Here is a 22,937-nt window from a genome sequence, read left to right on the forward strand (position 1 = left end):
TCGCTCGGCCGCGGCTGCTCGTCCGGCGGTGGATCCTTTTCCGGCTCAGGCGGTGGTGTTTCCGGGTCGGGTGTAATATGCGCTCGCATGGCCTTACTCCTCGATTAACATTGCCTGTTAAAGCAGATCGGGCGCTTTCCGGATATATCAAGGGCCAGTCTGCGCCAGGATTTCCTGGAGCTGGTCAATACTGACGGGCTTCACCAGATGATGGTGGAAGCCGGCTTCGAACGCTTGCTGGCGGTCCTTCTGCTGGCCCCAGCCGGTGACCGCCACCAGCACCGTATGCCGCAGCGCCGGCAAGCGCTTCAGCGAACGCGCCAGGTCGTAGCCGTTCAATTCCGGCAAGCCGATATCGAGGAAGGCAAATTCGGGCGCGAACGCTTCGGCCGCGGCCAGTGCCTGCTTGCCGTCGTGCGAAATATGCACCTGGTGGCCCATCGAGCGCAACAAGCCGCCAATGCCGTTGACGAAATCCACATTATCGTCCGCCAGCAGGATGCGGTGCAGGCGCGCATCGGCCGGCAAGGCTTGCGCTGCCGGCGCAGCGACGCTGGCATCGGCCAGCAGCGGCAAGGTGACGGTAAAGGTGCTGCCCTGCCCTGCGCCGCCACTGTCGGCGCGAATGGTGCCGCCGTGCAGCTCCACCAGCTTGCGTGCCAGCGACAGACCAACCCCCAGCCCCGCCGTGCTGCGCTCGAGCGAAGAATCGGCCTGGATGAACATCTCGAAGATATCGTGCAGCAGCGCCGGTGCAATGCCGATGCCGTTGTCGCGCACACGCAGCTCGACTTGCCCAGCGCGCAGCTCGGCTTCCAAAGCAATGCTGCCGCCGCGCGCCGTGTACTTGGCGGCGTTGTGCAGCAGGTTGGAAATGACCTGCGCCAGCCGCGTCGCGTCGCCTACCAGGTAGACCGCCTGGTCCGGCACCTGCACGTGCAGCGTATGGCCCTGCGAGGCGATGAAAGGCCGCGCCAGTTCCAGCGCATCGTTGATCACATCCTGCAGCATGAGCTGCTCGCGGCGGATGGTCAGCTTGCCGGTGTTGATGCGCGAGACGTCCAGCAGGTCGTCCACCAGCCGCACCATCTGCTTCAACTGGCGCTCCATGATGGAACGGGCACGCTCGCAGGCCACCTGGTCGCTGGCATTGATGCGCATGATGTCAAGGCCGGTGCGGAGCGGCGCCAGCGGGTTGCGCAGCTCGTGCGCCAGCGTGGCGAGGAATTCGTCCTTGCGGCGGTCTGCCTGCAGCAGCGCGCGTTCGGCGCCCTGGCGCACGGTCATCTCGTGCTCCAGCGTGCGGTTGGCGTCTTGCAGCGCATTGGCACGGCGCGCGATTTCCGCCAGCATGTCGTTGAAGGCATCGATCAGGGTGCCGATCTCACCGCTGGCACGCTCGCCCACGCGCAGCGAATAATCGCGCCGCTGCATCACGGCGCGCGCCACGTCGGTCATCGCCAGCAGCGGCCGCGTAATGGTCTGCTGCAGCCGGTGCGCGACGACGGCCGCCAGCAGCAAGCTGCCCAGCGTCACGCCCAGCAGGATCAGGGCATAGCTTTGCACGCGGTCCAGCAGGCGGTAGGAGGCGCTCAGGTAGACCGTGCCGATGCGCTCGCCTTCTTCGACGATCGGGTGGGTCACCACCATATGCCCGCCTTCAATCGCATAGCCAAGCGGGCCGGGCTTCTGCGGCAGGGACGGCATCTCGGAAGGTGCGTGCACATACGAGGCAAATAGTGCGCCGTTGGCCGTGTAGATCGCACCGGCCTCGATTTGCGGCCGCACGCGCAGCAGCCCCAGGTTCTGGCGCGCCGCGCGCGGATCATTGAAGGAGAGTGCCGGCGCCGAGGCCGTGGCGACCAGTTCGGCCTGGGTAGTGAGGTCGTCGACCCAGCCCTGCTGGAAACTTTGCAGGTCGTACACCAGCATCGACACCGTCGTCACGACCAGCGCGACAAAGGTTGTGGCCAGTGCCGTCAGGATCAGTTTGATACGAACCGATCCCGCCGCCTTGGTGATCATTACTGCCCGCCTTTCTGCACGTAGTAGGCGACGGACAACAGGCGTGAGCTGAGGCGCACATTGCAGCGTTCGGCCGCCGGCAGCGATACTTCAAAGCGCACGCGCTCATCGACCAGGCGGAAGTTGATGACGCTCCCATTTTGCAAGCCACCATCCCGCTCGGTGACGATCACCGTGCCGTTCTTTTCCGCCGTGCGCTGCGCCGCTTCCGGCAAGGCGGCATCGCCGCCGATGAATAGCAGGTTCAGCCCGGTCAGCGTATCGCCTTCGCCAAGCTTGCGCACGCTGATGCTGCGGTTGCCGACATTGCGGCCATTGGTGATCTGCGCCAGTTCCGCCGCCACGTCCTCCGCCCCTAGCACGCCCACCACCAGGGTCGGCCCGGGGTCCGCGGGAAACTCCATGTAACCGAGAAATTTATATAGGAAAGCAGCCTTGACGCTGCGCTCCAGCACTGGCGTGGTGCCGCCCTGCTGGGAGCCTACCGCCAGGCAGCTGAAGGCGAACAGCATCATGGCCAGCGCCAACAGGCGATTCCGCCAACTGCCCGCCACCAAAGGCGGCAAGGCAAACAAAGTAAGGCTTGCGCTTACCATTTCGTTAGTATCGCATCGTCAATTTCAGGATTGCCCGCCGCTCGAACACATTGCGGTCGGGATAACCGCCCCACTCGCCATGCCGTGCATGCAGCAGGTTCTGTCCAGCGAGCGCGACGTCAATATTCCTTGTGGCTTTCCACACCAGGTTCGCATCCAGCTCATGATACGACGGAACGTGGGGCGCGGGCATGCTGCCGTTGTAACGTAATGTCCAGTCGAGCTGGATGTGCTCGCCAATTTCGTGGGAAGAACGCAACTGCCAGTAGCTGTGCGGGTCGTTGATCGCCAGGCCGGCGGCGGAGACCGCTTTGCTGCCAGGCTTGAGGCTGGTGTCGATGTCCTGCACGACCAGCCCGGCATTCAGGCGCCAGCGCAGCATGGGCTGCCAGCGCGCCCACAATTCGAGCCCACGCGTGCGCCCTTGCGCCAGGTTGCGAAATTCGAGGATGCCGCGGTAAGGGCCGGCCGTGGTATTCGGCTCCAGCGTGCGCAGCTTGTCGTAGTCGGCGTACCAGGCAGCGACGGAGTAGGACCAGTTCTGCGCCGGCTGCGCGCGGTAGCCCAGCTCCAGCACATTGGCGACTTCGGATTCGAATTCGGGACTGGTGCCAACGCTGAAGCGCGGCACGCCGCCAATCATGATCGGCTGCGGCGGCAGCACGAAATCGCGGTCGCTGCGCGCCGGTGCGCGCACGGTGCGCGACAGTGCACTCCAGACCGTGTGCGCAGTGTCCGTGCTCCAGGCCAGGCGCAAGGTGGGCAGCCATTCCGTGCCGGTGTAGGTGTTGTGTTCCGCCTTCACGCCGCCGGTGACGCGCAGTTTGTCCGTAAGCGCCATTTCGTCCTGGGCGAACAGGTTCCCCCAGTGCATATTGCGTTCATAGGGCCAGAAGCCGAAGCTTGGGCCAGGCGTATTGTCGTCACGCGAGTGGCGATAGCCGCCGCCCCACGACAGCTTGTGGACCCCGAGGCGCACGTCGTGCTGGCCCTCCAGTTCCACCGTATCGAGGCGGTCGACGTAGGCGCCGGGCTGGTTGCGTTCCGTGTGGTCCAGTACCAGTTGCAGGCGCAGGGCGTTATCGTTGGCCAGTTGGCGCATATAGCGCCCGACCAGGTTGGCCCCGGACAGGCGGATATCGCGTGTGCCGAGCTGCCCAAGGTTAGCCTGGTAGGCATCGCCCGACACCGTGAAGCTGCCTTGATCCAGGCCCCAGTCCGCGCGGAAGCCAGCCTGGCGCCGCTGCATGCCGGTGAACCTGTTGACGCCGGCTTCGGTGTCCGTATCCTCGGCGGCCATGTATTGGGCATAGGCGCGGTAGTAGCCGCTATTCGACAGGCGGCCGCCGAAACGCAGGCTGGCATCGCCTTCGCCACTCGAAGCAGCGACCGACAGCAGTGCGCCCTGGCTGTCTTTCGCATTGCGCGTGATGACGTTGATCACGCCGTTGACCGCATTCACGCCCCAGATGGTGGAGCCGGGACCGCTGATCACCTCAATGCGCTCGATATCCTCCATCACCACCGACTGGGCGTCCCAGAACACGGCGGAGAAGAAAGGCGAGTAGACGCTGCGGCCGTCGATCAACACCAGCAGCTTGTTGGCAAAGGGGCTGTTGAAGCCGCGCGCGCTGATCGCATAGTTGCGCGCATCGACGCGCGCCACCTCCAGGTTTGGCGCCAGGCGCAGTGCTTCAGGCAGGTTGCGCGCACCGCTGCGCCGGATATCTGTGGCGCTGATGACGAACAGCGAAGCGGCAGCGTTGCTTAGCCGCTCCTCCTGCCGCGACACCGAGGTGACGACAATCTCATTCAGTTGTTCCAGTGTGAGGTCGGCAAGGTCGCCATCGGCCAGACCTTCGGCGCGCGCACCAGGCGCAACGGACAGCACGGCCAGCAACAGCAAGGGAGTCGGTATCCGGTACATGGCTAGGAGGCAAGTTGTCGTAAGGAATTATAAACACAACTATCCAACGCACGGTTCCCGTTGGGCGTATTGGCAACATTATGGGCTTGTAAATTTGCCAATGGCGCCCAATTTGTATCCAATTGCCCTACAGGAGATACCATGTTTCCCAAGCCGCCCCGCCCGAACCGCCGCGCAAGGCGATCGCCATGCAGGTCGTCCAGCAGCGCGTTACCAGCGCTGTGAACACCACCACGATCGTCGTTCCTGCACCGGTCCCGCCGCAGCCGGCGCCGACGCAGGCGGATGATGCGCCGTCCGGTCAGGGACGCGGCATCCAGCCGATATAGGCCGCGTGCAGGCTCTGGATATAAAGGCGGTCCTGCGTCTCGAGGACTGCCGTGGTTTCCGGATAAGCGCCGGACGGGTCCTGCAAGTCTGACAGCACTTTTCCTTCTTCACTGAAGGCGAACACGTGGCCGTAGGCTTTCGGCACCGGCCACAGCGCGCGCGGCAGGCGTAGCGTGAGCTTGCGCATGAAGGGCTTCTGCGCCAGCTTGTCGATGGTCGGATTGCGCGGCTTGACCAGGCCAACCCAGATCTTGCCATCCCGTCCGCGCATCAGGTTATCGGGATAGCCTGGCAGGTTGTCGAACAGGACGTCGCGCTTGCCGCTTTGCGCATCGATTTTCCAGATGCGGTAGCGGCCAGTCTCGTTGACGAACAGCGTGCGGCCGTCGCCGGAAAGGGCAATGCCATTGGCGAACGACAGGCCGCCTGCGAGGATGCGCGTGGAGCCGTTCGAAGGATCGTAGGCCAGCACGCGGCCGGTCGACGACTGTTCGAGGATATCCAGCACGCTGGCCTCGAACGTGCCGCCCCATTCAGCGGGTGCGAAACGGGTCGAGGCATCGGTGAAGTAGATCATACCGCTGGGCGCTACGACGATGCCGTCGGCATAGCGGATTGGATCGCCTTGCGCGACTTGCGCAGTCAGCACCGTGACTTTGCCATCCGTCGTAATCGCCAGCAGGCCTTTCATTGCGTCGGCCGCGATCAGGCGCCCGCCGGCGTCGAAGTCGAAGCCCAGCACGCGGCCGCCGGTGCTGGCGAACACTTCGCGCTGGCTGCCGTCTGGCGCCATACGCAGGATTTTTCCGCCGGCGACGGCAGCGTACAATTTACCGTCCGGGCCCATCGCCAGGTGCTCGGGACCCTGCTCGGCGCCGATGTCGATTTTCTGCAGGCCGGCCAATTTGGTATTTGGCGCGTGCGCGCCGACGTATCCAGGCGCCTGTTGCGGAGTCCAAGAAACCGGTTCGGCGGGCACTGGCCACAGAAGCAGGTACGCCAGCAGCCCTGCCAGCGTCAGGCCGGCGCCGGCCGCGATCTTATGTCCCTTCGAGCTTTCCAAGCGAATCTCCCACAACAAAGATAGCCGACATTTTTAACTAATTATCAATTTTCGTCGAGCAATTTCGTGGGGTTGGTGACGTACCAGGCGTAGCCGCTGCGGCGTTCAGGGCTGAGGTCGCCGACCTTGTCGTGGATGCTGCGGTCGCGGTCACCGAAAATGGGTTTCATCGTTGCCATGCCGTAGAAGCGCGCCCATTGGCGGCCGCCACCGGGAGCCGGCAGCGCAGTGCTGCGCAGCCATGCGATGCCCGCGCTCACCGCAGCGGCAGCCTGCGGCGCTTGCTTTGGCAAGCGCTTGAGCAGTTGCAGGATACCGACGCTTTCGGCGCTGGCCAGGGCAGCGGGCTCGAAGTTACGCGCACCCACCGGGGCCAGCGTGATGGCGTCATGCTGCTGGCACCAGGCGGTGAGCGTGCCATCTACCGTGACCTGGCTTGCGAGGATGGCGGCGATACCGCGTTCTGCCGACGCTTGCGCTTCAAGCGCCAGAGCCGGCGGTACGAATGCGTAATCTGCGTCTCGGTCTGCAGCGCGCCGCAGCACCTCGATCGCCGCCACCATCGCGTCGTCGTTGAAGGTGATGGCGTCATGGTAACCGCCTTGCAATGGGTAAACTTGCGGCCAACCGCCATTAGGGTATTGGGCATCCAGCAGGTAACGGATGCCTTTCAGCGCACTGGCGCGGTAGGCTATGCCCTCCTCGCCCGGCAGGCTGGCTTGAACGCGGGCGAGGAATTGCAGTTCGGTGGTGGTGGCGCCATTGTCGATCGTGCCGACGAAGGCCCAGGACTCTTTCCCTTCCGCTGCGACGTATGCCTGGCCGCGCCGGCGTGGCTGGCCGCTGCGGTCGGCATTCTTGCCCCAGCCGCCGGCTGGCGTCTGGAAGCTGACGATATTGTCGGCAATGCGGCGCGCTTGCGCCGTCGCATACCAGCCAGCGCTGCGCTTGAGCGGCATGCTGTTCACGCTGCCCGGGCTCGATGCCGGCGGCGCGGTCTCGCCAGGCTTGCGTTCCGCAGACAATGCGGCTTTGTCAGCCGCCATCGCGGCCTGCGACCGTGTGAGATAGGCTTGCCAGGATAGGCGCCGGACCAGGTCGGGGACGGTAGCGATGCGCGCTTCGGTCAGCGGTTCGGCCGGCGTCATGTAGCCGATTAACGCAGCCTCCGCCGGCAACGGCAAGGAAGCGGCAGCCCCCGCCAGCGCCGCCGTCAACACAATGCGCAATATCGCCGCTGCGGCGGCCTCTCGCGCAAGTTCCTCCGGCAGGAAGCGCAGCCCCTTGGCAGCGGATGCAGGGCTCCGCCTCATGGCAACCTCGTAATGCGCAGGGCCATATAGGGGCGACCGGGCAGTACGATGCTGCGGCCATCCTTGTCGGCAAAACTGTAGTTGTCGCGTTTGCGGATGTCGAATATTCCGTCCACTGGCGTGACCGTCATGTTCCAGGTATCGATTACTTCGGCCTTGAACTTCATGCCGTCTGCCAGGCCTGGCTTGGCGAGCACGAACGGCCAGGCAGCCGGCGACTGGCGGCCGAAATAGCCCAGGTAATATTGGCCGGGCTTGCCGGCGAAGGGATTTCCCTGCCACTTGTCGATCGGTTCCAGCCCTTCGGCCGGACTGTCGGACAGGATCTTGCGGAAGAACGCCAGCCGCGGGGGACTCTGTCCGCGCATGGCGCCGCCATTCCCCAGCCATGACATATCGCCAGGGTCCCTGAAAATCTCGCTATGGCCGACGTAGGTGCCGGCAATGGCCCCCATCCAGAACCGCAGCACCAATTCCTGCCCCGACAACTGGCCCCAGCGGCGCTCGATATTGCCCTCGTACTTCACTTCATCGTAGACCACGGGCTTCGAGTACACGTCGCGGAACAGTACTGCACGTTCGAAATCCTCGGCAATGGCGCCGCTTTGCACGCTGACGTGCGTTACCCAAGGCTTGGTATGGTTGTACAGCACCATGGCATTATGGATCGAGCGCAGGTGCTGGTAGGGATCGCGTGCCTGGACGATTTCGAAATAGCGGTCCCACTCGGTCATCTGCTTCCTGGCGAGGTAGTCGAACTCGTTCGCCATCGACCACCATACGTTGCGGTAGGACGCAAGCCGCGCCACCACATAACGCAGGTAGCGTTCGTTGACTTCGGCCGGCATCTGGTCGAAGCCCCAGAAGCCTTTGTCGTAAGGGTGGAACAGGATGACGTCGGCCTCGATGCCAAGCGCGCGCAGGTCGGCGACGCGCTGCTCCAGGTGCCGGAAAAATTCGGGATTGAAGCGCGTGAAGTCCCAGGCCTTGGGCGGCGACCCTTCAAACGGGAAGCGCGGCGGCTGGTGCCTGACATCCTGGTTCGGGAATACCAGCATCCGGATCTTGTTGAACGGCCCGGCGGCGAGAGTCGCCAGCGTCTGGCGTTCAACAGGCTCCGGCTGATGGGTCCAGCCGTAACTGGTGGTGCCGACTTGCCAGAACGGCGTGCCGTCTTCATAGCCGAAGTGATGTATCCCCTTCACCCGCACCGGGCCGTGGTTGCCGGGTTGCGCCGCGACCACCGTGAATTTTCCACGCCGCCCATTCAGCGCCGCGCGATTGCTGCGGGTTTCGTATTCCCATTCGCCGGTGGCGTCGGGCATGAAGTGCAATTTGTACTGGCCATCGCCATCGTAAAAGCCCTCAACCGCCAGGCTGCGCGCGCCCTGGCGGAAAGTGGCGGAGAGTTCCACCTCCATGAAAGGATTGCCGTCGCTCGGCCCGGCCAGCGTAAGCTCCTTGCTGCCCCAACGTTGGACTGGGTCCGCATCTTGCGCCTGCGCCGCGGCTCCAATGGCAAGGAACGCGAAGGCAACGGCGCTCTTCAGCAGCTTGCGGCGAGTCATGGCTGGGGACTCCATCCTTTTCCGTTTGCAAATTGCGCGAAAACTTTGGAGCGGCTGTCGTAGCGCGCGGCCTCGGGCGGCGCCAGCACCTGTCCCGCCACACGCTGCGACAGGTCGAGAGGCTTGCCGGCAAGGTCCGTACTGCCGCCCTCTTCCCAGCCCTTGCCGCCGCGCGGCTTTCCGTGCCAGCCCTGCACGTTGATATGCGGGCCGACGCTGCAATTGATATATCGGACGTTGTCCCATGCCGTCACAACGCCCGGCCGCGCCAGGAAAGTCGCTCCCGACGGCACATCATTGCCGGCCGGCCCGGGGCCATGCGTCAGGCGGCTGTTCAGGAAGACGAAACCGGGATCGCCTTCGGCCACGGTTCGCGCCTGCACGAGGTAGCCCCCGCTCGATGGGTTGGCGCTGTCGCCAACGGAGCGGATCTCGGATTCTTCGAACAGGGCCGCTCGATTGTAGCCCCAGATGAAATCCACATTGCCCGCGACAAGGCTGCGGTAAAACCATGCATAGCCCTTGAGCTGGATGGTGTCCTGCTCGCTGATAAAGTCGGCCTGGTTGGCAATGAGGCGGCCTTCGCTGCTGAAGTTGAGCGCTTCCGCTTGCGCGCCAATGGTCTTGCTGCGCCACGTGGTATTGGCGAGGGTTAGCGTATCAAGGCGCAGCAGGTCGGCGTCTTCCACCAGGAATACCGAGCGTCCGCCAGTCGCTCCGGGTGCCAGCGGCTGCTGGCCGGCGCCGCTGCCGGGGTTGATGCCGTCGCTGTTTTCGCCGGTGATGACAGATCCGTGGCGGCTTTCGCCGCGCAGGGTGACATTGTCTTTGCCGCGCAGGTAAAGCAAACCCTCATGCTTGCCATCGGCGAGGCGAATAGTCACGGATTGTTCGCGCGGGAAGTCCTGCATGGCATGATTCAGGGCGCCCTGCACGGTGCGGAAATCGGCCTTGCCGGCTAGGGCGACGCGCAAGATGGTGTCGCGCGGCGCCTGCCCGCGCGTGCGGAACGCCCAGGCGCCTGGCTTGCCTACGCCGTCAAACGGTGCACCGCCCAGCAGAGCGCCAGGGAATACATTGCCGTCCACCACCACGTAATATTCCGTGTCGTAGGCCAGCTTTCCATCGTGAGGGCGGATTGTTGCTGTCGCGCCGTCCACGGTAATGGCCTTGTAGCGAACGACGCGCTTCACGCCATCACGGGTGGCGCCGATCTCGTCCAGCTCCAAGCCGGGGCGGATGACGTCGACCGTTACCTTGTCTTTCGAGCGCACGATGCGTATCGAACCGGTGTCGCCCAGGGTTGGCGCCTGGTCGAAGTGCAGTTGCAGGCGGGTGTCGACAGGAACGTCTTGCTCCCCCGCGGCGGGTGATGCCATGCCGGCAGCCACGGTGCTACGACGCGACGATGCAGCGAAAGCCGGCCCGACGCGCACCGCCAGCGTCAGCGCCACGTTCGGATCTTCCCTGCTGGCGAGCGTGACTGCCGCCTTTCCGGCACCGCGCGGCGCCAGCACAAGCGCGTCGCCATCCACGCTGGCCTCGAGTACGGAAGAATCGCTCGAGACGGCGGAGAAAGGCAAAGTCCGCAAGCCATCGCGGCTGGATGCACGCACCGCATAGCGCTGCGGCGCCTCGCCAGCCTGCAGGGTTAGCTGCTTATGCCGGTGAACCAGGCCAATGCTGGTTGGGGCTTGCGTAATATCGCCTGCGCGCAAGCCCCGGAATTCAAATTCACCGCCTTGTGACAGCAGGCCAATGCGCGGCGGCAGCGAATTGGGCTCGTCAACGCCGATCAGGCGCGTGCCATTAAGGTAGGCCGTGAGGGCCGCGCCATCCACATCGAGGCGGATAGTGTAGAAAGGGTCGCCCGCATCGGGCTCGATACGGACTTGCTTGAGGAATTTCGGCTGGCCGTCGATCTGGCGCACGATGTTTACCGCCAGCTTGCCGGCCGGCGCGACATCGAGGCCGAAGCCAAGCCAGTTGCGGTCATCCCCATAGCGTGCGATGACATAACCCTGCCCTACCACGCCTGGCGCAGCGCGCAGGCGTGCCTCAACGAAGTACGGGCCGGAACTCGGGGCCGCGGCTTCCGCCGCGGGCACGAGTTTCACGGCGCCCTGCCCGGGCGGCGCAGCATACGCCCCTGCTGCCGGCAGCAGCATGAACCAGGCAAGCAGCAAGGAGCGTAGCAGCATCTTAGAACTTGAACTCCACGGAGAAGCGATACACACGTCCCAACATATCAGCCAGCGAAGTCACATACCCCCCGCTGTAGGTGCTGTTGGAGGTCAGTGGCGGCCATTCCCCGGTCAGGTTGTTGACGCCGAAGCTGATGGTCGTGTTCTTGAAGCCAGTGTAGTTCACGTTCACGTTGTACTGCTTGTAGGCCTCCACTTTGGTCAGGGTCGAGCCGGCGCGCGGGGTAACGTCGGTTACGCCCGAGTTATAGCGCTGCGACAGCGTGGTTGCCCAGGCACCGTAGGTGTGGGTAATCGACGCGGTATGCTTCCAGCGTGGATTGATCTGCGGCAGGCCGGCCAGGCCTGAGTTCGGGCCCGAGCCGCCGTAGCGGCCATCGTTGGTGATGATGCCGACGTTGCTCAGCCAAGGACCGTCTTTCTCCGACTGGAACTCGTACTTGTCCATATACGTGCCATCCAGTTTCGCGTCGAAGTTGCCGAAGCTGGTTTTCGGGAAGCGGTAGCTGGCCGACAGGTCCAGGCCGCGGATGCGGGTCTGGCCGCGGTTCGCCTGGCTCGCCACGATGTGGTCGATGGTGCCGTCCGCATTACGCACGAAGTTCACGTCGTACTTGGCTGGGTTCTGCTGGATCTCGGCGATGGTCACGGCGCCCAGTACGTCGCGCAGCTTCAGGCCCCAGTAATCGACGGTGATCGACAGGTCTTTCACCGGCTCCAGCGCGAAGCCGAAGGAGAAGCCGCGCGATTTTTCCGGTTTCAGGAAGGCGTTGTTCGGCGACTTGGTCCAGTAGTTGGTGGCGACGTTGCACACCTGGTCATAGGTGTAGCCCGCTTTCGGCGTTCCGGTACCGGCTACCAGCGGCTGAGTGCTCGGGCACAGGACCGGATCGTCCATCACCTGGTTGCGCACTTCCGGCGTCGGGTTCTGGATGTCGATGATCGACGGCGCACGGAAGCCGGTATTCACGTTACCACGCAGGACCAGTTGCTGGAACGGCTGCCAGCGCGCAGCCAGTTTCGGATTGACGGTGGTCTGTTTCAGGTCGTAGTAGCGGTCGGCACGCACTGCTGCATTCAGCAGGAACTTGTCGGTGACCGGCGCTTCCGCTTCCATCAACAGCGATGCGATCGTGCGGTGGATCTTCTTGGCTACGCCTTGCGGGGTCTCGCCCACCAGGTCGGACTGCACCACGTTGCCGGAGGCGTCGATGTTGTAGCTGCCGTCGGCCTTCTTCAGTACATAGTCCAGCGGCGCATTGAAGGTTTGCGCCCCGTCGCGGCGCAATTCGCCGGATACCGCCAGGGTCAGCGGACCGCCTGGCAGGTCCCACAGGCCCTTGGACAGCGTCAGGTCCACGCTCTGGTTGAAGGCCTTGTTCAGGCGGTAGGTATAGTCGTCCGCCTCGATGCTTTGCAGGTAAGCCAGGCCGGCCGCGTCCTGCAGCCCGAATGGGTTCAGGGTGCCGTTGTTGAAGCCTTCCTGCGCCCTGGTGTAGGAAATGTAGCCGGCGCCGGCGCGGGTGTCGCGCTTCGATTCGCCATAATTCAGGCCGGCCCGGTAGTCCCAGCCCAGCACTTCGCCTTCGGCCGTCAACACGATGCGGTCGTTGGTCTGCTCGTCGTTGCGGTATGCCGGGCCAAGTTCGGCAGGGCCCCACTGGAAGTAGATGGTCCGGTTGTTCATGTTCAGGTTGCTGACCGTGGCCGGCGTCTTGGCCGGGTCGATGAACATGGCCGGCGTATTGCTGCCGGTATTGCTGCCAACCACCGGCACGGCCGGGGTGATGCCTTTGCCTGGATAGTATTTGCTGGTCGCCGGCAGCGAATAGGTGGTGAACGGCTGGGTGGTGCCCGGCACCTGCATGCCGCGGTATTTCTGCACCGTGAATTCGGAGTGCAGCAGGTCGACGTCGATCTTGTGGCCACCCGGCAGGTTCATGCTGGCGCGGCCGCTGATGTTGGTGATCTCGCTGCCGTCGGTGACTGCATTCCAGTACAGCGGATTACGCGCGCAGCCTGGTGCATAGACCGGCGTTGCGGCGGTGCTGTTGTTGCCCAGGGTCGGGGTGGCGTATGGCGCCAGGCAACCGGTGGCGAATGTCGGGTTGTAGTTCGAGTTGGCGTTGCGGGCAAAGCCGAAGTTGGCGACCGGGGTCGGGTTGCGTGCGTCAGGCGTGATGCCCAGGCCCAGCGTGCGCAGGATGGCGGGGTCGTGCTGCTCCGGACGGTCGCCCTGGAACAGCGCATCTTTCTTCTGGTAGTCAATCGCCACATAGGCATTCCAGCCGTCGCGCGACAGGTTGCCGGCGCCCAGGATCATGCCAAAGCTCCTGGAATCGGCGCCGCCCTTTTCCGTCGGCGCGTATTCGGCCTTGACCGCCCCGCCTTCGAAGCCGCGCTTGGTCAGGAAGTTCTGCACGCCACCGATGGCATCGGCACCGTAGGTCGAAGCGGCGCCGCCGTTCAGGGTTTCCACGCGGTCCAGCGCCATGCGCGGGATCACGTTGACGGAGACGTATTGGTCCTGCAGCGGTTCGTTGGCCAGGCGGCGCCCGTTCAACAGCGTCAGGGTACGCATCGGGCCCAGGCCGCGCAGGTTGATGATCGGGCCGGCCGCGCCGCTATTGGTACCCAGCGACAGCGATTGCGGCATTTCCAGCACCAGGTCTTTCAGTTCGGTGTTGCCGCGTGCCTGGAGCTCGCTGGACTTGATGGTGACCAGCGGGGTGGCGCCCTCATTCGCAACGCGGCGGATCAGGGAGCCAGTCACCACCACGGCCGCCATTGGCTCGTCTGCCGGGGCGGCGGTTTGTGCGGCTGCCTGGTTTGCCATCTGCAGGACGGCCGCTGCCACTGCTGCTGCCAGCACGGCGCGTTTGGCCTGAGGGCCTGGAACGTAATTCATGAGTCTCCTCCATTTGTACGATCAAATTGGTTTGATCGATTTTCGGTTTTGGTATAACCACAGACTAAAGTGGTTAGGCCAATTTCACAAGCAAAAATTCCAAGATTGTGCAAAAAAGCCACTTTTGGTCGGTCCAGATTGTTGTTTTGGCCTGACCACTTTAAAATCAGCCGCATGGAGACCAGGCTATATAAACAGGTGGCGGACAAGATCCAGGCGATGATCGCCACCGAAGGATTTGCATGCGGCGATCGCCTGCCGTCGGAACGGGAGCTCTCGACCAGGCTGGAGGTGAGCCGGGCTTCGCTGCGCGAGGGCCTGATCGCGCTGGAGCTGACCGGCGTGGTGGAAGTGCGCAGCAATTCCGGCGTTTATATATGCGACCGTCCAGGCCACTCGCCCCTGCCGGAAGCCGGGCCAGGGCCGTTCGAAGTGCTGTCCGCACGGCGCGTGATCGAATCGGAAATCGCCGCCAACGCCGCGCAGGTCGCGACCGACCGCGCCATCGACGCCATCCTGGTCGCGGTGGAAGCCATGGAGCGCGACCACGACGACGTGGCCACCAATGAGCAGGCCGACCGCAACTTCCATATGGCGATTGCCAATGCCACCGGCAACAGCGCGCTGGTTGGCGTGATGAATCACTTATGGGATCAGCGCGGCCACCTGTGGCATAAGCTCAAGGAGCACTTCCAGACCGAAGAGCTGCGCAAGGAAACCCTGGGCGACCACCGCGCGATCTTGCAGGCCATCGCCAGCCACGACCCGGCCGCCGCCCGCAAAGCCATGCGCGTGCACCTGGGGCGCGTTACCCGAACCTTCTCAGCTTAGGAGTTTGACTTTGAACGCATCACGACAATTGCGCCGCCGCAGCCTGCTGCGAGCTGGCACCGCCGCCCTCCTCGCCCCGCAATGGCTGCCGGCGCTTGCTGCCGCAGGCGCACGATCCGCTACATCGGCCAATACGCCTGCCGCCGGAACCGCGGCAGCCCGCGCCGCCGCTTGGCGCCGCGCCGATGCCATCGTCGCCGCGCTGCGTGCGCCGGTCACCTTTCGCAACGAAGACTTCCTGGTCACGAATTTCGGCGCGCTGCCGTGCGAGACGAAGCAAGTCAAAGCCTGGGTCACCCACGACGACCAGGAACTGGTGCCGACCCAGGCCGACAACGCCCACGACTGCTACGCCGGCTTCAAGGCCGCCATCGAGGCATGCGCCGCGGCAGGCGGCGGCCGCGTGGTCATCCCGAAAGGCCATTGGTACTGCGCCGGCCCGCTGGTGCTGCGCTCCAACGTGCACGTCCACCTGCAGGCCGGCGCCCATATCCTGTTCTCTCAAAATCCCGAACACTACGCCCGCAGCGGCGACTTCGACTGCGGCCCTAACGGCAAGCTCACGCTCTCACGCTGGCAAAGCAACGACTGCCTGAACTACTCGCCGATGATCTACGCCCTCAACGCCAGGAACGTCGCGCTGACCGGCGAAGACTGGACTTCAATACTGGATGGCCAGGGCGGCGTCGCCTTCAACGAAGCCGGCGATTGCTGGTGGTCCTGGAAAGGCAGGAACCGAACCATGAACGCCGTCTCGCAAACCACCGCGCCCGGCTACAAGGAAGGCCAGCCCACGCAAGTGGTCCCCAACCCGCTCAACAAACCGCTGTCGGAAATCGCTCCCGCCCTGAATGCCGCCCAGCGCAAGCTGATCGAAGGCGATGGCGACAAATGGCGCAGCGACGAACGCTACCTCCCTGCCCTGTCCGAAGCCGGCGTGCCGGTGGAGCTGCGCGTATTCGGCAAGGGCCACTACCTGCGGCCGCCGATGATCCACTTCATCAACTGCGCCAATGTTTTGCTTGAAGGCTACCACGTGAAGAACACGCCGTTCTGGCAGCATCACCCGGTCAACTGCCGCAACCTGGTGATCCGCAAGGTCCACGCCGAAAGCCGTGGCCCGAACAGCGACGGCTTCGACCCCGAGTCCTGCGACCACGTGCTGGTGGAGGATTGCGTCTTCGATTCGGGCGACGACTGCATCGCCATCAAGGCCGGCAAGAACCGCGACATCCAATACGGGCCGACGCGCAATATCGTGATCCAGGGCTGCACCATGCACAGCGGCCACGGCGCAGTCACGCTCGGCTCCGAAATGGCCGGCGGCATCGAGCATGTCTACGCGCGCAACCTGGTGTTCGAGAACGTGCACTGGCAAACCGACCCGCTGAATATCGCTATCCGCCTCAAGACCAATATGAACCGCGGCGGGTACCTGCGCCACTTTTACGTCAGGAACGTGGAGATCCCGAACGGTGTGCAGCTTAGCGCATCGCATTACGCGCTGCTGCCCGGCTCACCGATCGACACCGAGGGACTGGCCACCGCCGCCGGAGCAGTCATCTCCTTCGACTGCGACTACCAGCCGTCGGCCGACAGCGTGCGGATCCGGCCGCCGGAGGTATCCGACGTCCACATCGAAAACATCACTGTCGGCAATGTGAAAAAAGGCCGCACTACCGGTTCGTGCTACCAGGCCATCGCCATCCTCGGCCCGGTCGCCAGCGACTACAACGGGCCGCAGCCGGCGCCAACTGTGCTGCCGGTGCGGCGGGTCACCATCAGCAACTGCGACTTCGGCAACCCCGTCAATGCCACGCAACCGATCTGGCTGTACAACGTATCCGATCTCAGGCTGGAAAACGTGACCATCGGCGGCAAACGCCTTAAGGCTACCCTAAGGTCCTGATTGGACAATCCTCGCGAACGCCAGTATGCTTTCGCGAATGATGATGGACAGCATACTGGCGCACATCGAGGCCGCGCCCTCGTCGCGCGATACGTCCCTGCTGCAGGAACTGGTTGGCACGGTGCGCCCCAAGCACGCCAGCGACCTGCAGCAGGCTACCAACCGCCTGCGCGCCCTGGCGCACCTTCTTGCCACGCGGCCCGAATGGGCGCAAGCGTTGCGCGAATACCTCGCCGAAGTCATTGGACAGCGCAAGCTGGTGCACCTGCTGACCGATACCGGTGTCTTGCAGAACCAGGGCTTCTTTGGCGAACTATGGCGCCGCCTGAACCACAAATGGCTGCCGCCGACCATTAACGACGCGTACCTGAAGGACGTATTCGGCCAGGTCTTCAATCACCGCGACGATTACAAGTGGGTCAATGGCGTCGAGCCAGCGGTCTGGCTGGACCTGCTCGAAGCTCTCCAATTGCCACAGCATGGCTGGCTGCAAGGCCAGGTGCTGGGCGAACTGCTGGAAGCCATCCAGGTGCTGTCCTACCGTATCAGCGCCATCGGCCTGGAGCCCGAACTGGTGCGAATCCATCCGGACATCGAACGCTTCGAGTCGCCCTTCCTGCGCCAGAATGCCGAAGTGGTGCAGCTCACGGAAGCCTGGCGTGCCCGCCTGGTCGACGCGCAGGCCGAGGTTCCGGACGCCCGCCACCTCGATGTGCTTCTCAGCCAGTGTGAAGAGATTATCGGACGCGTGCGAAAAGCAGCGTCCGTGCAAGGGGTGTCGGTCAGCCTGACCCGCCTGCTTCTGCGCCTGACGCAAAGCATCGACCGCCTGCGCATCCTGCTGGACCTGCTGGAGGCGCCGGCGCTGCAGCAAGCCCTGCCCACTGCGCTCGCCCTGTTCCGGCAACTGGTGGAAGCGGACAACCGCAAATTGAGCCTCACCGACCTGTTCCAGACCAATACCGAATTGCTGGCGTTGCAGGTAACGGAACATGCCGGCCGTTCGGGGGAACACTACGTGGCCAGCAGCCGCACCGAATGGCTATCCATGATGCGCTCCGCGGCCGGCGCCGGCTTCATTGTCGGCTTCATGGCCACCCTCAAGGTACTGATGGCCCGCCTGCTGCTTGCCCCGATCGGCTATGCGGCGCTGTATAGCCTGAATTATTCCCTCGGCTTCATGCTGATCCACGTGCTGCATTTCACCGTGGCGACCAAGCAGCCGGCAATGACGGCCGCGCGCATTGCCGCCGCCATCGACGAAGGCCAGAAAAAACTCGATGAACTGGCGGAGCTGGTGGTCAGGGTGCTGCGCTCGCAGTTCGTGGCGATCGTCGGCAACGTGGCACTGGCCATGCCTACCGCTTTCGCCATTGCCGTGGCATGGCAGGCCGCCTTCGGCCAGCACCTGGCCGGCGCTGAAAAAGCTCAACACCTGCTGCACGATATCGACCCGCTCCACAGCCTGGCACTGCCGCACGCCGCCATCGCCGGCGTGTGCCTGTTCCTGGCGGGCTTGATCTCGGGCTATTACGACAACAAGGCAGCCTATAACGATATCGCAGCGCGCTTGCGACAGTTGCGCTGGCTGCGGTGGCTGCTCGGTGAACACCGCCTGGCGCGCGTCACCGACTACATTGGCCGCAACCTCGGCGCGCTGGCGGGCAATTTCTTCTTCGGCATCATGCTGGGCACGATCGGTACCCTCGGTTATGTGCTGGGCCTGCCGATCGATATCCGCCACGTTACCTTCTCCAGCGCCAATTTCGCCTTCGCGCTGGTCGGGCTGGACTACCAGCTCACCACCGAGCAATGGCTGCTGTCGCTGTCAGGCATTGTGTTGATCGCGCTGACCAACCTGGCGGTCAGCTTCACGCTGGCCCTGCTGGTTGCACTGCGCTCGCGCCGCGTCAGTTTCGGACGCGGCCGGGCCCTGGCTGGCCTGGTATGGCAGCGTTTCCGCCAGTCGCCGCGCAGCTTCTTCCTGCCGCCGCGCGAGGCAGTTTGAGCTTATCCGTGCAAGGACGCACAGATCTTTTTGCCTGGCCGGGGTAAAGTACATCAGCTTGGTTAAAGGAGGGGATCGGATGAATGAACTCGTCCCAAGCGACCTGGAAGCCGAGAGCACGGCTACTGTTGATGGCTTCACTTACACGGTGACAGTTTTTCACGACGAATCGGGATACTGGGCGCACCTGAGCTGGCAGGACAGGAAGGCAGAACAAGCAACTCCGCCATTTTCGAACGCCCGCGCCGCCATGATCGAAGGCCATTCGCTGGCCGAAGAATATATCCTCGCATGGCGTAGTTGAGTGGCGGTTGCAGCAGTGGCCGACTGTCATCTTTTCCGACAACAGCACGGGGAGTTGGCTCATGCGTCGGATGCGGCAACGTGCAAAAACTTGATGCGAGGGCGTGTGGCATGCTAGAGTGCAATGACTCTGGCCACGGCACGCCCCGACCCGCATGCCGCCGCCCTGACTTTCGCTGCACCCTGCTCTTGTGCGCTAGCTTCGATATGAAACAGCATGCGCACGCCCACACCTTCCCTCATCCTGAACGCCCACTGTATCGACTTCGTCTACGGCGGTGTATATGCCTGGGCCTACCTGGCAACAGCCGGCATAGCCGATCCCGACATCATTGCCATCTTGTCCACGCCGTTCAACCGCTGGGCTGAGGCAACACCCAATATTGCCGACGTCGCCCACCGGGCCATGCGCACGGTCGGTATTCAGCGCCCGGTAGAAGCCTACGACTGTACAATGCCATGACCAACTTACAACTTGCTCACCCGAAGGAAGATGCAACTTGGCTCCAACCAGGCAACCAAGACGGCCCACCATCCGCCGCATGCTGTTCGCACTCGTGCTGGCATGCGCGCTACCGGCAACCCTGGGCTTCGGCCTGCTGATCCAGCACTTTTATACCCGCGAGCGGGCGCAGGTTGAACGGGACTCCCTGTTCGTGGTGCGGTCGATGATGCAAGCGGTTGACCGGGATCTCGACCTCGGTATCGTTGCGGCGCGCGCGCTGGCCATGTCCGCTGAACTTGACCATGGCGACCTGGCCGGCTTCCACCGTAAAGCCATGGGCATCGTCAATGCCGGTTTTCCCGGCTCGAACATCGTCCTCAGCACGCGCGACTCGGTGCAATTGCTGAATACCTTGCGCCCCTTCGGCCAGCCAATTCCCGATCCCGGCAGCCGTGAACGGATCCAGCGCGTATTCGAAACGGGACAAGTAGTAGTGTCGGACGTCTTCATTGGCGGCGTCACCGGCCAGCCGCTGGTCGCAGTCCACGTGCCGGTGATACGGGGCGGCCAGGTTGTGTATTGCCTCTCGGTCGGCTACCAGCCGGCCCGTCTCGGGCGCGTGCTCACTTCAGGCACCCTGCCGAAGGACCGCGTCATCGCCATCTTTGACCGGCAAGGGACGATCATCGCCCGCACCCATGAGGCCGAGCGTTTTGTCGGCAAGCCCGGCTCGGACAGCCTGGTTAAGCGGCTGTCGGAGGTGAATGAAGACGTGTTCGAATCCACCACACTGGAAGGCATTCCCGTTTATACGGTCTTCACCCGTTCAAGCCGCAGCGGCTGGGCGGTCGCCGTGGGTGTGCCGCGCGCCACCATCCTGCAGGAGCTGCTGGCCTCCGTCACCTGGCTGACCTGGATCGTGCTGGCTTTGCTGCTGGCCGGCTTTGGCCTTGCATGGTTCATCAGCGGGAAAATCCGTCAGCTCGAAGGCCTGATCCACGAACGCACCGACCAGCTGGAAGATGCCAACCTGCGCATCAGTACCGTAGTCGACAGCGTTGGCGAAGGGATTGTCACCATCAACGAGGAAGGCCGGATCGAAACTTTCAACCGCGCTGCCAGCCAGATTTTCGGCTATTCGGCAGAAGAAGCGATCGGCGCCGGAATTCAGCTCTTGATGCCCGAATCCATGCGCGACGCACACCAGCAGGGCATGCAGCGCTTCCTGTCGGGCGGCGCGCCGCACGTGATCGGCAAGGGAGCGGTCGAGCTGCCGGCCCTGCGCAAGGATGGCAGCCGGTTCACGGTCGAACTGACCATCAGCGCCATCATCGATGAGGGCAAGTACCGCTTCGTCGGCGTGCTGCGCGACGTGACCGAGCTGAAAAAATCGCAGGCCGCCTTGCGCGACGCCGTCAAGGAAGCACAGGCGGCCAACGCGGCAAAAAGCTCCTTCCTCGCCAATATGAGCCATGAATTGCGCACGCCGATGAACGCCGTGCTCGGCATGGCGCACCTGATGACCACCACCCTGCTGTCGCTGGAGCAGCGGCGCTACCTGACGATGCTGCGCACGTCCGGCCAGTCCCTGTTGGCACTGCTGAACGATATCCTCGACTTTTCCAAAATCGAAGCGGGCAAGATCCAGCTCAACGCCACCCGCTTTGAGCTCGATGCGGTGCTGCATTCCGTGTCGACCATTATGAGCGTGAATGCCGGCGAGAAGGAGTTGGAACTGGTGATCGGCGTGGAGCCTGACGTTCCGCGCATGCTGGTTGGCGATCCCTTGCGCTTGCAGCAGGTACTGGTCAACCTGACCAGCAATGCGATCAAGTTCACGGCGAAGGGCGAAGTCAGCCTGAAGGTTGAATGTGCGGAGTGCGACGAGCAGCGCTCCGTCATGCGCTTTATCGTGCGCGATACAGGCATCGGCATTTCGCTGGAACAGAAACTCAATTTGTTTGCACCCTTTGCCCAGGCTGACGAATCTGTCACCCGTAAGTATGGCGGTACCGGGCTTGGCTTGGTGATCTGCCAGCGGCTCGTCGAACTGCAAGGTGGCAGCATCGCGCTCGATAGCCGGCCCGGCGAAGGCAGCACCTTTACCGTCACTCTGCCGTTCGGCAGCGTACCTGCCGGCCAGCAGCAAGCACCAGCCGGCGCAGGCTCGCGGCCGCTGCGCGTACTGGTGCTGGACGACCATTTCACCAGCCGCGTCTACCTGTCCAAAACACTGCAAGCGTGGGGCTGGGGCGTCGACGTCGCTTCCTCCGGCGCGGAAGCGAAAAAGATGCTTGCCCTCGCTGCCCAGCGCGACTTGCCCTACGATGTGATACTCGCCGACTGGAGCGTGCCCGATGAGGACCAGCGCTATATCGATTCGCTGCGCCACCCACAGGAGCGGGCTGCCCCCGTGATACTCATGGTCAGCGCCTACGAACGCAGCAAGATCCTCGAAGAAGAGGCGGATCGCGAGGGCCTGGTCACCAAACCGATTACCGCTTCGGCGCTGTACGACGCGGTGCATGAGGCGTTGGACCAGGCCGAGATGCCGCAGGTTCAAACGGATATCGCGCCAACCCAGCGCTTGAGCGGCCGCCTGCTGCTGGTTGAAGACAATGCGATGAACCAGTTGGTCGCAGTCGGCATCCTGGAGCGCGCCGGTGCCAGCATCGAAGTGGCCAACAATGGCGAAGAAGCCGTGCGCATGCTGCGCGAGGCGCCTGGGGCCTACCGCCTGGTCCTGATGGACGTGCAGATGCCGGTCATGGACGGCTATACGGCCACCCGCATCATCCGCCAGGAGTTGGGCCTGACACTGCCGATCGTGGCGATGACCGCCGGCGTCATGGAATCCGAACGCGCCGACTGCCTGGCAGCCGGGATGGACGATTTCATTCCCAAGCCGCTGGACATCGACGAGATGATGCAGACGCTGGAGCGCTACCTGCCGCCTTAAACCCTGAGGATGCCGCGCAAGCCGCGCGCTGCGTAATACGACTCTGCGCCGTTGTGATACAGGAAGACGTGGCCGTAGCGCCGGTCGCAGAACAAGGCGCCGCCAAGCTTGCGGATATCGGCCGGGGTTTGCACCCAGCTTGAAGTCTTGCTGTCGAATTCACCCAGCGTTTGCAGGTAGCGGTATTCGGCTTCTGTCAGCAGCGTGATGCCGATCGCTTTCGCCACTTCCAGCGCACTGCCGGATGGCTTGTTCTCTTTGCGCGCATCCAGCGCGGCCTTGTCGAAGCACAGGCTACGGCGGCCTGCCGGGCTTTCCGGCGAACAGTCGCAGAAGACAATCTCGCCGCTATCCGGATCCACGCCCACCACATCCGGCTCGCCACCGGTACGCTCCATTTCCTCCAGCACGCGCAACTTCTCTGGATTTTCATCCAGGCGCGCACGCACAACATTCCAGGCCAGCCCATCATGCCGGGCCATATGCTCGTGGAATCGACGTTCGAGGAGGTCGATCATGGCGCCCGATCCTTCAGCCGCGCCATCGGC

15 protein-coding genes are annotated in these 22,937 nt (G+C 63.6%); 6 read left to right on the top strand and 9 right to left on the bottom strand.

The window, feature by feature from the left end; genetic code table 11:
• Nucleotides 1-147 precede the first annotated feature (147 nt).
• The 8 genes from ASD58_RS21385 to ASD58_RS21420 form a co-directional block, all read right to left on the bottom strand.
• A complete protein-coding gene (locus ASD58_RS21385) occupies nucleotides 148-2,025 on the bottom strand; it encodes an ATP-binding protein (RefSeq protein ID WP_057263245.1) in 1,878 nt (625 codons plus the stop codon).
• Nucleotides 2,025-2,540, bottom strand: coding sequence for a YfiR family protein (locus tag ASD58_RS21390; protein ID WP_162253045.1), 516 nt, complete (start codon nucleotides 2,538-2,540; stop codon nucleotides 2,025-2,027). The genes ASD58_RS21385 and ASD58_RS21390 overlap by 1 nt, the downstream gene beginning before the upstream one ends.
• Before the next feature lie 85 nt (nucleotides 2,541-2,625).
• Entirely contained in the window at nucleotides 2,626-4,548 is a 1,923-nt protein-coding gene (locus ASD58_RS21395) for a TonB-dependent siderophore receptor (protein ID WP_082565590.1), read from the bottom strand.
• Nucleotides 4,549-4,849: 301 nt separating this feature from the next.
• Nucleotides 4,850-5,941 (bottom strand): SMP-30/gluconolactonase/LRE family protein, encoded by a 1,092-nt coding sequence (locus ASD58_RS21400; protein WP_229210056.1) that lies wholly within the window; start codon nucleotides 5,939-5,941, stop codon nucleotides 4,850-4,852.
• 44 nt (nucleotides 5,942-5,985) lie between these two features.
• Nucleotides 5,986-7,254, bottom strand: coding sequence for a pectate lyase (gene pelA, locus ASD58_RS21405; protein WP_229210057.1), 1,269 nt, complete (start codon nucleotides 7,252-7,254; stop codon nucleotides 5,986-5,988).
• Nucleotides 7,251-8,822 (bottom strand): DUF5060 domain-containing protein, encoded by a 1,572-nt coding sequence (locus ASD58_RS21410; protein ID WP_057263248.1) that lies wholly within the window; start codon nucleotides 8,820-8,822, stop codon nucleotides 7,251-7,253. The genes pelA and ASD58_RS21410 overlap by 4 nt, the downstream gene beginning before the upstream one ends.
• Entirely contained in the window at nucleotides 8,819-11,023 is a 2,205-nt protein-coding gene (locus tag ASD58_RS21415; protein WP_057263249.1) for a pectinesterase family protein, read from the bottom strand. Before ASD58_RS21415 ends, ASD58_RS21410 begins: the two co-directional genes overlap by 4 nt.
• Nucleotide 11,024: 1 nt before the next feature.
• A complete protein-coding gene (locus ASD58_RS21420) occupies nucleotides 11,025-13,934 on the bottom strand; it encodes a TonB-dependent receptor domain-containing protein (protein ID WP_057263250.1) in 2,910 nt (969 codons plus the stop codon).
• Nucleotides 13,935-14,108: 174 nt separating this feature from the next.
• Between ASD58_RS21420 and ASD58_RS21425 the strand changes: the two genes are divergently transcribed.
• The 6 genes from ASD58_RS21425 (at nucleotide 14,109) to ASD58_RS21450 (ending at nucleotide 22,389) form a co-directional block, all read left to right on the top strand.
• Nucleotides 14,109-14,765: a FadR/GntR family transcriptional regulator gene (locus tag ASD58_RS21425; protein WP_082565592.1), complete on the top strand. Its 657-nt coding sequence runs from the start codon at nucleotides 14,109-14,111 to the stop codon at nucleotides 14,763-14,765.
• 4 nt (nucleotides 14,766-14,769) lie between these two features.
• Nucleotides 14,770-16,674: a glycoside hydrolase family 28 protein gene (locus tag ASD58_RS21430; protein WP_082565593.1), complete on the top strand. Its 1,905-nt coding sequence runs from the start codon at nucleotides 14,770-14,772 to the stop codon at nucleotides 16,672-16,674.
• A gap of 37 nt (nucleotides 16,675-16,711) precedes the next feature.
• Nucleotides 16,712-18,682: a site-specific recombinase gene (locus ASD58_RS21435; protein ID WP_229210059.1), complete on the top strand. Its 1,971-nt coding sequence runs from the start codon at nucleotides 16,712-16,714 to the stop codon at nucleotides 18,680-18,682.
• Nucleotides 18,683-18,761: 79 nt separating this feature from the next.
• Nucleotides 18,762-18,986 (top strand): hypothetical protein, encoded by a 225-nt coding sequence (locus ASD58_RS21440; protein WP_057263252.1) that lies wholly within the window; start codon nucleotides 18,762-18,764, stop codon nucleotides 18,984-18,986.
• A gap of 216 nt (nucleotides 18,987-19,202) precedes the next feature.
• A complete protein-coding gene (locus tag ASD58_RS21445) occupies nucleotides 19,203-19,448 on the top strand; it encodes a hypothetical protein (protein ID WP_057263253.1) in 246 nt (81 codons plus the stop codon).
• 79 nt (nucleotides 19,449-19,527) lie between these two features.
• Nucleotides 19,528-22,389 (top strand): response regulator, encoded by a 2,862-nt coding sequence (locus tag ASD58_RS21450; RefSeq protein WP_057263254.1) that lies wholly within the window; start codon nucleotides 19,528-19,530, stop codon nucleotides 22,387-22,389.
• Here ASD58_RS21450 and ASD58_RS21455 read toward each other — a convergent pair.
• Nucleotides 22,386-22,907 (bottom strand): DUF4256 domain-containing protein, encoded by a 522-nt coding sequence (locus tag ASD58_RS21455; RefSeq protein ID WP_057263255.1) that lies wholly within the window; start codon nucleotides 22,905-22,907, stop codon nucleotides 22,386-22,388. The two genes, ASD58_RS21450 and ASD58_RS21455, sit on opposite strands and share 4 nt — an antisense overlap.
• Between the last annotated feature and the right edge of the window lie 30 nt (nucleotides 22,908-22,937).

It is taken from the genome of Duganella sp. Root1480D1 (assembly GCF_001427305.1).
Classification (GTDB): Bacteria; Pseudomonadota; Gammaproteobacteria; order Burkholderiales; family Burkholderiaceae_D; genus Rugamonas.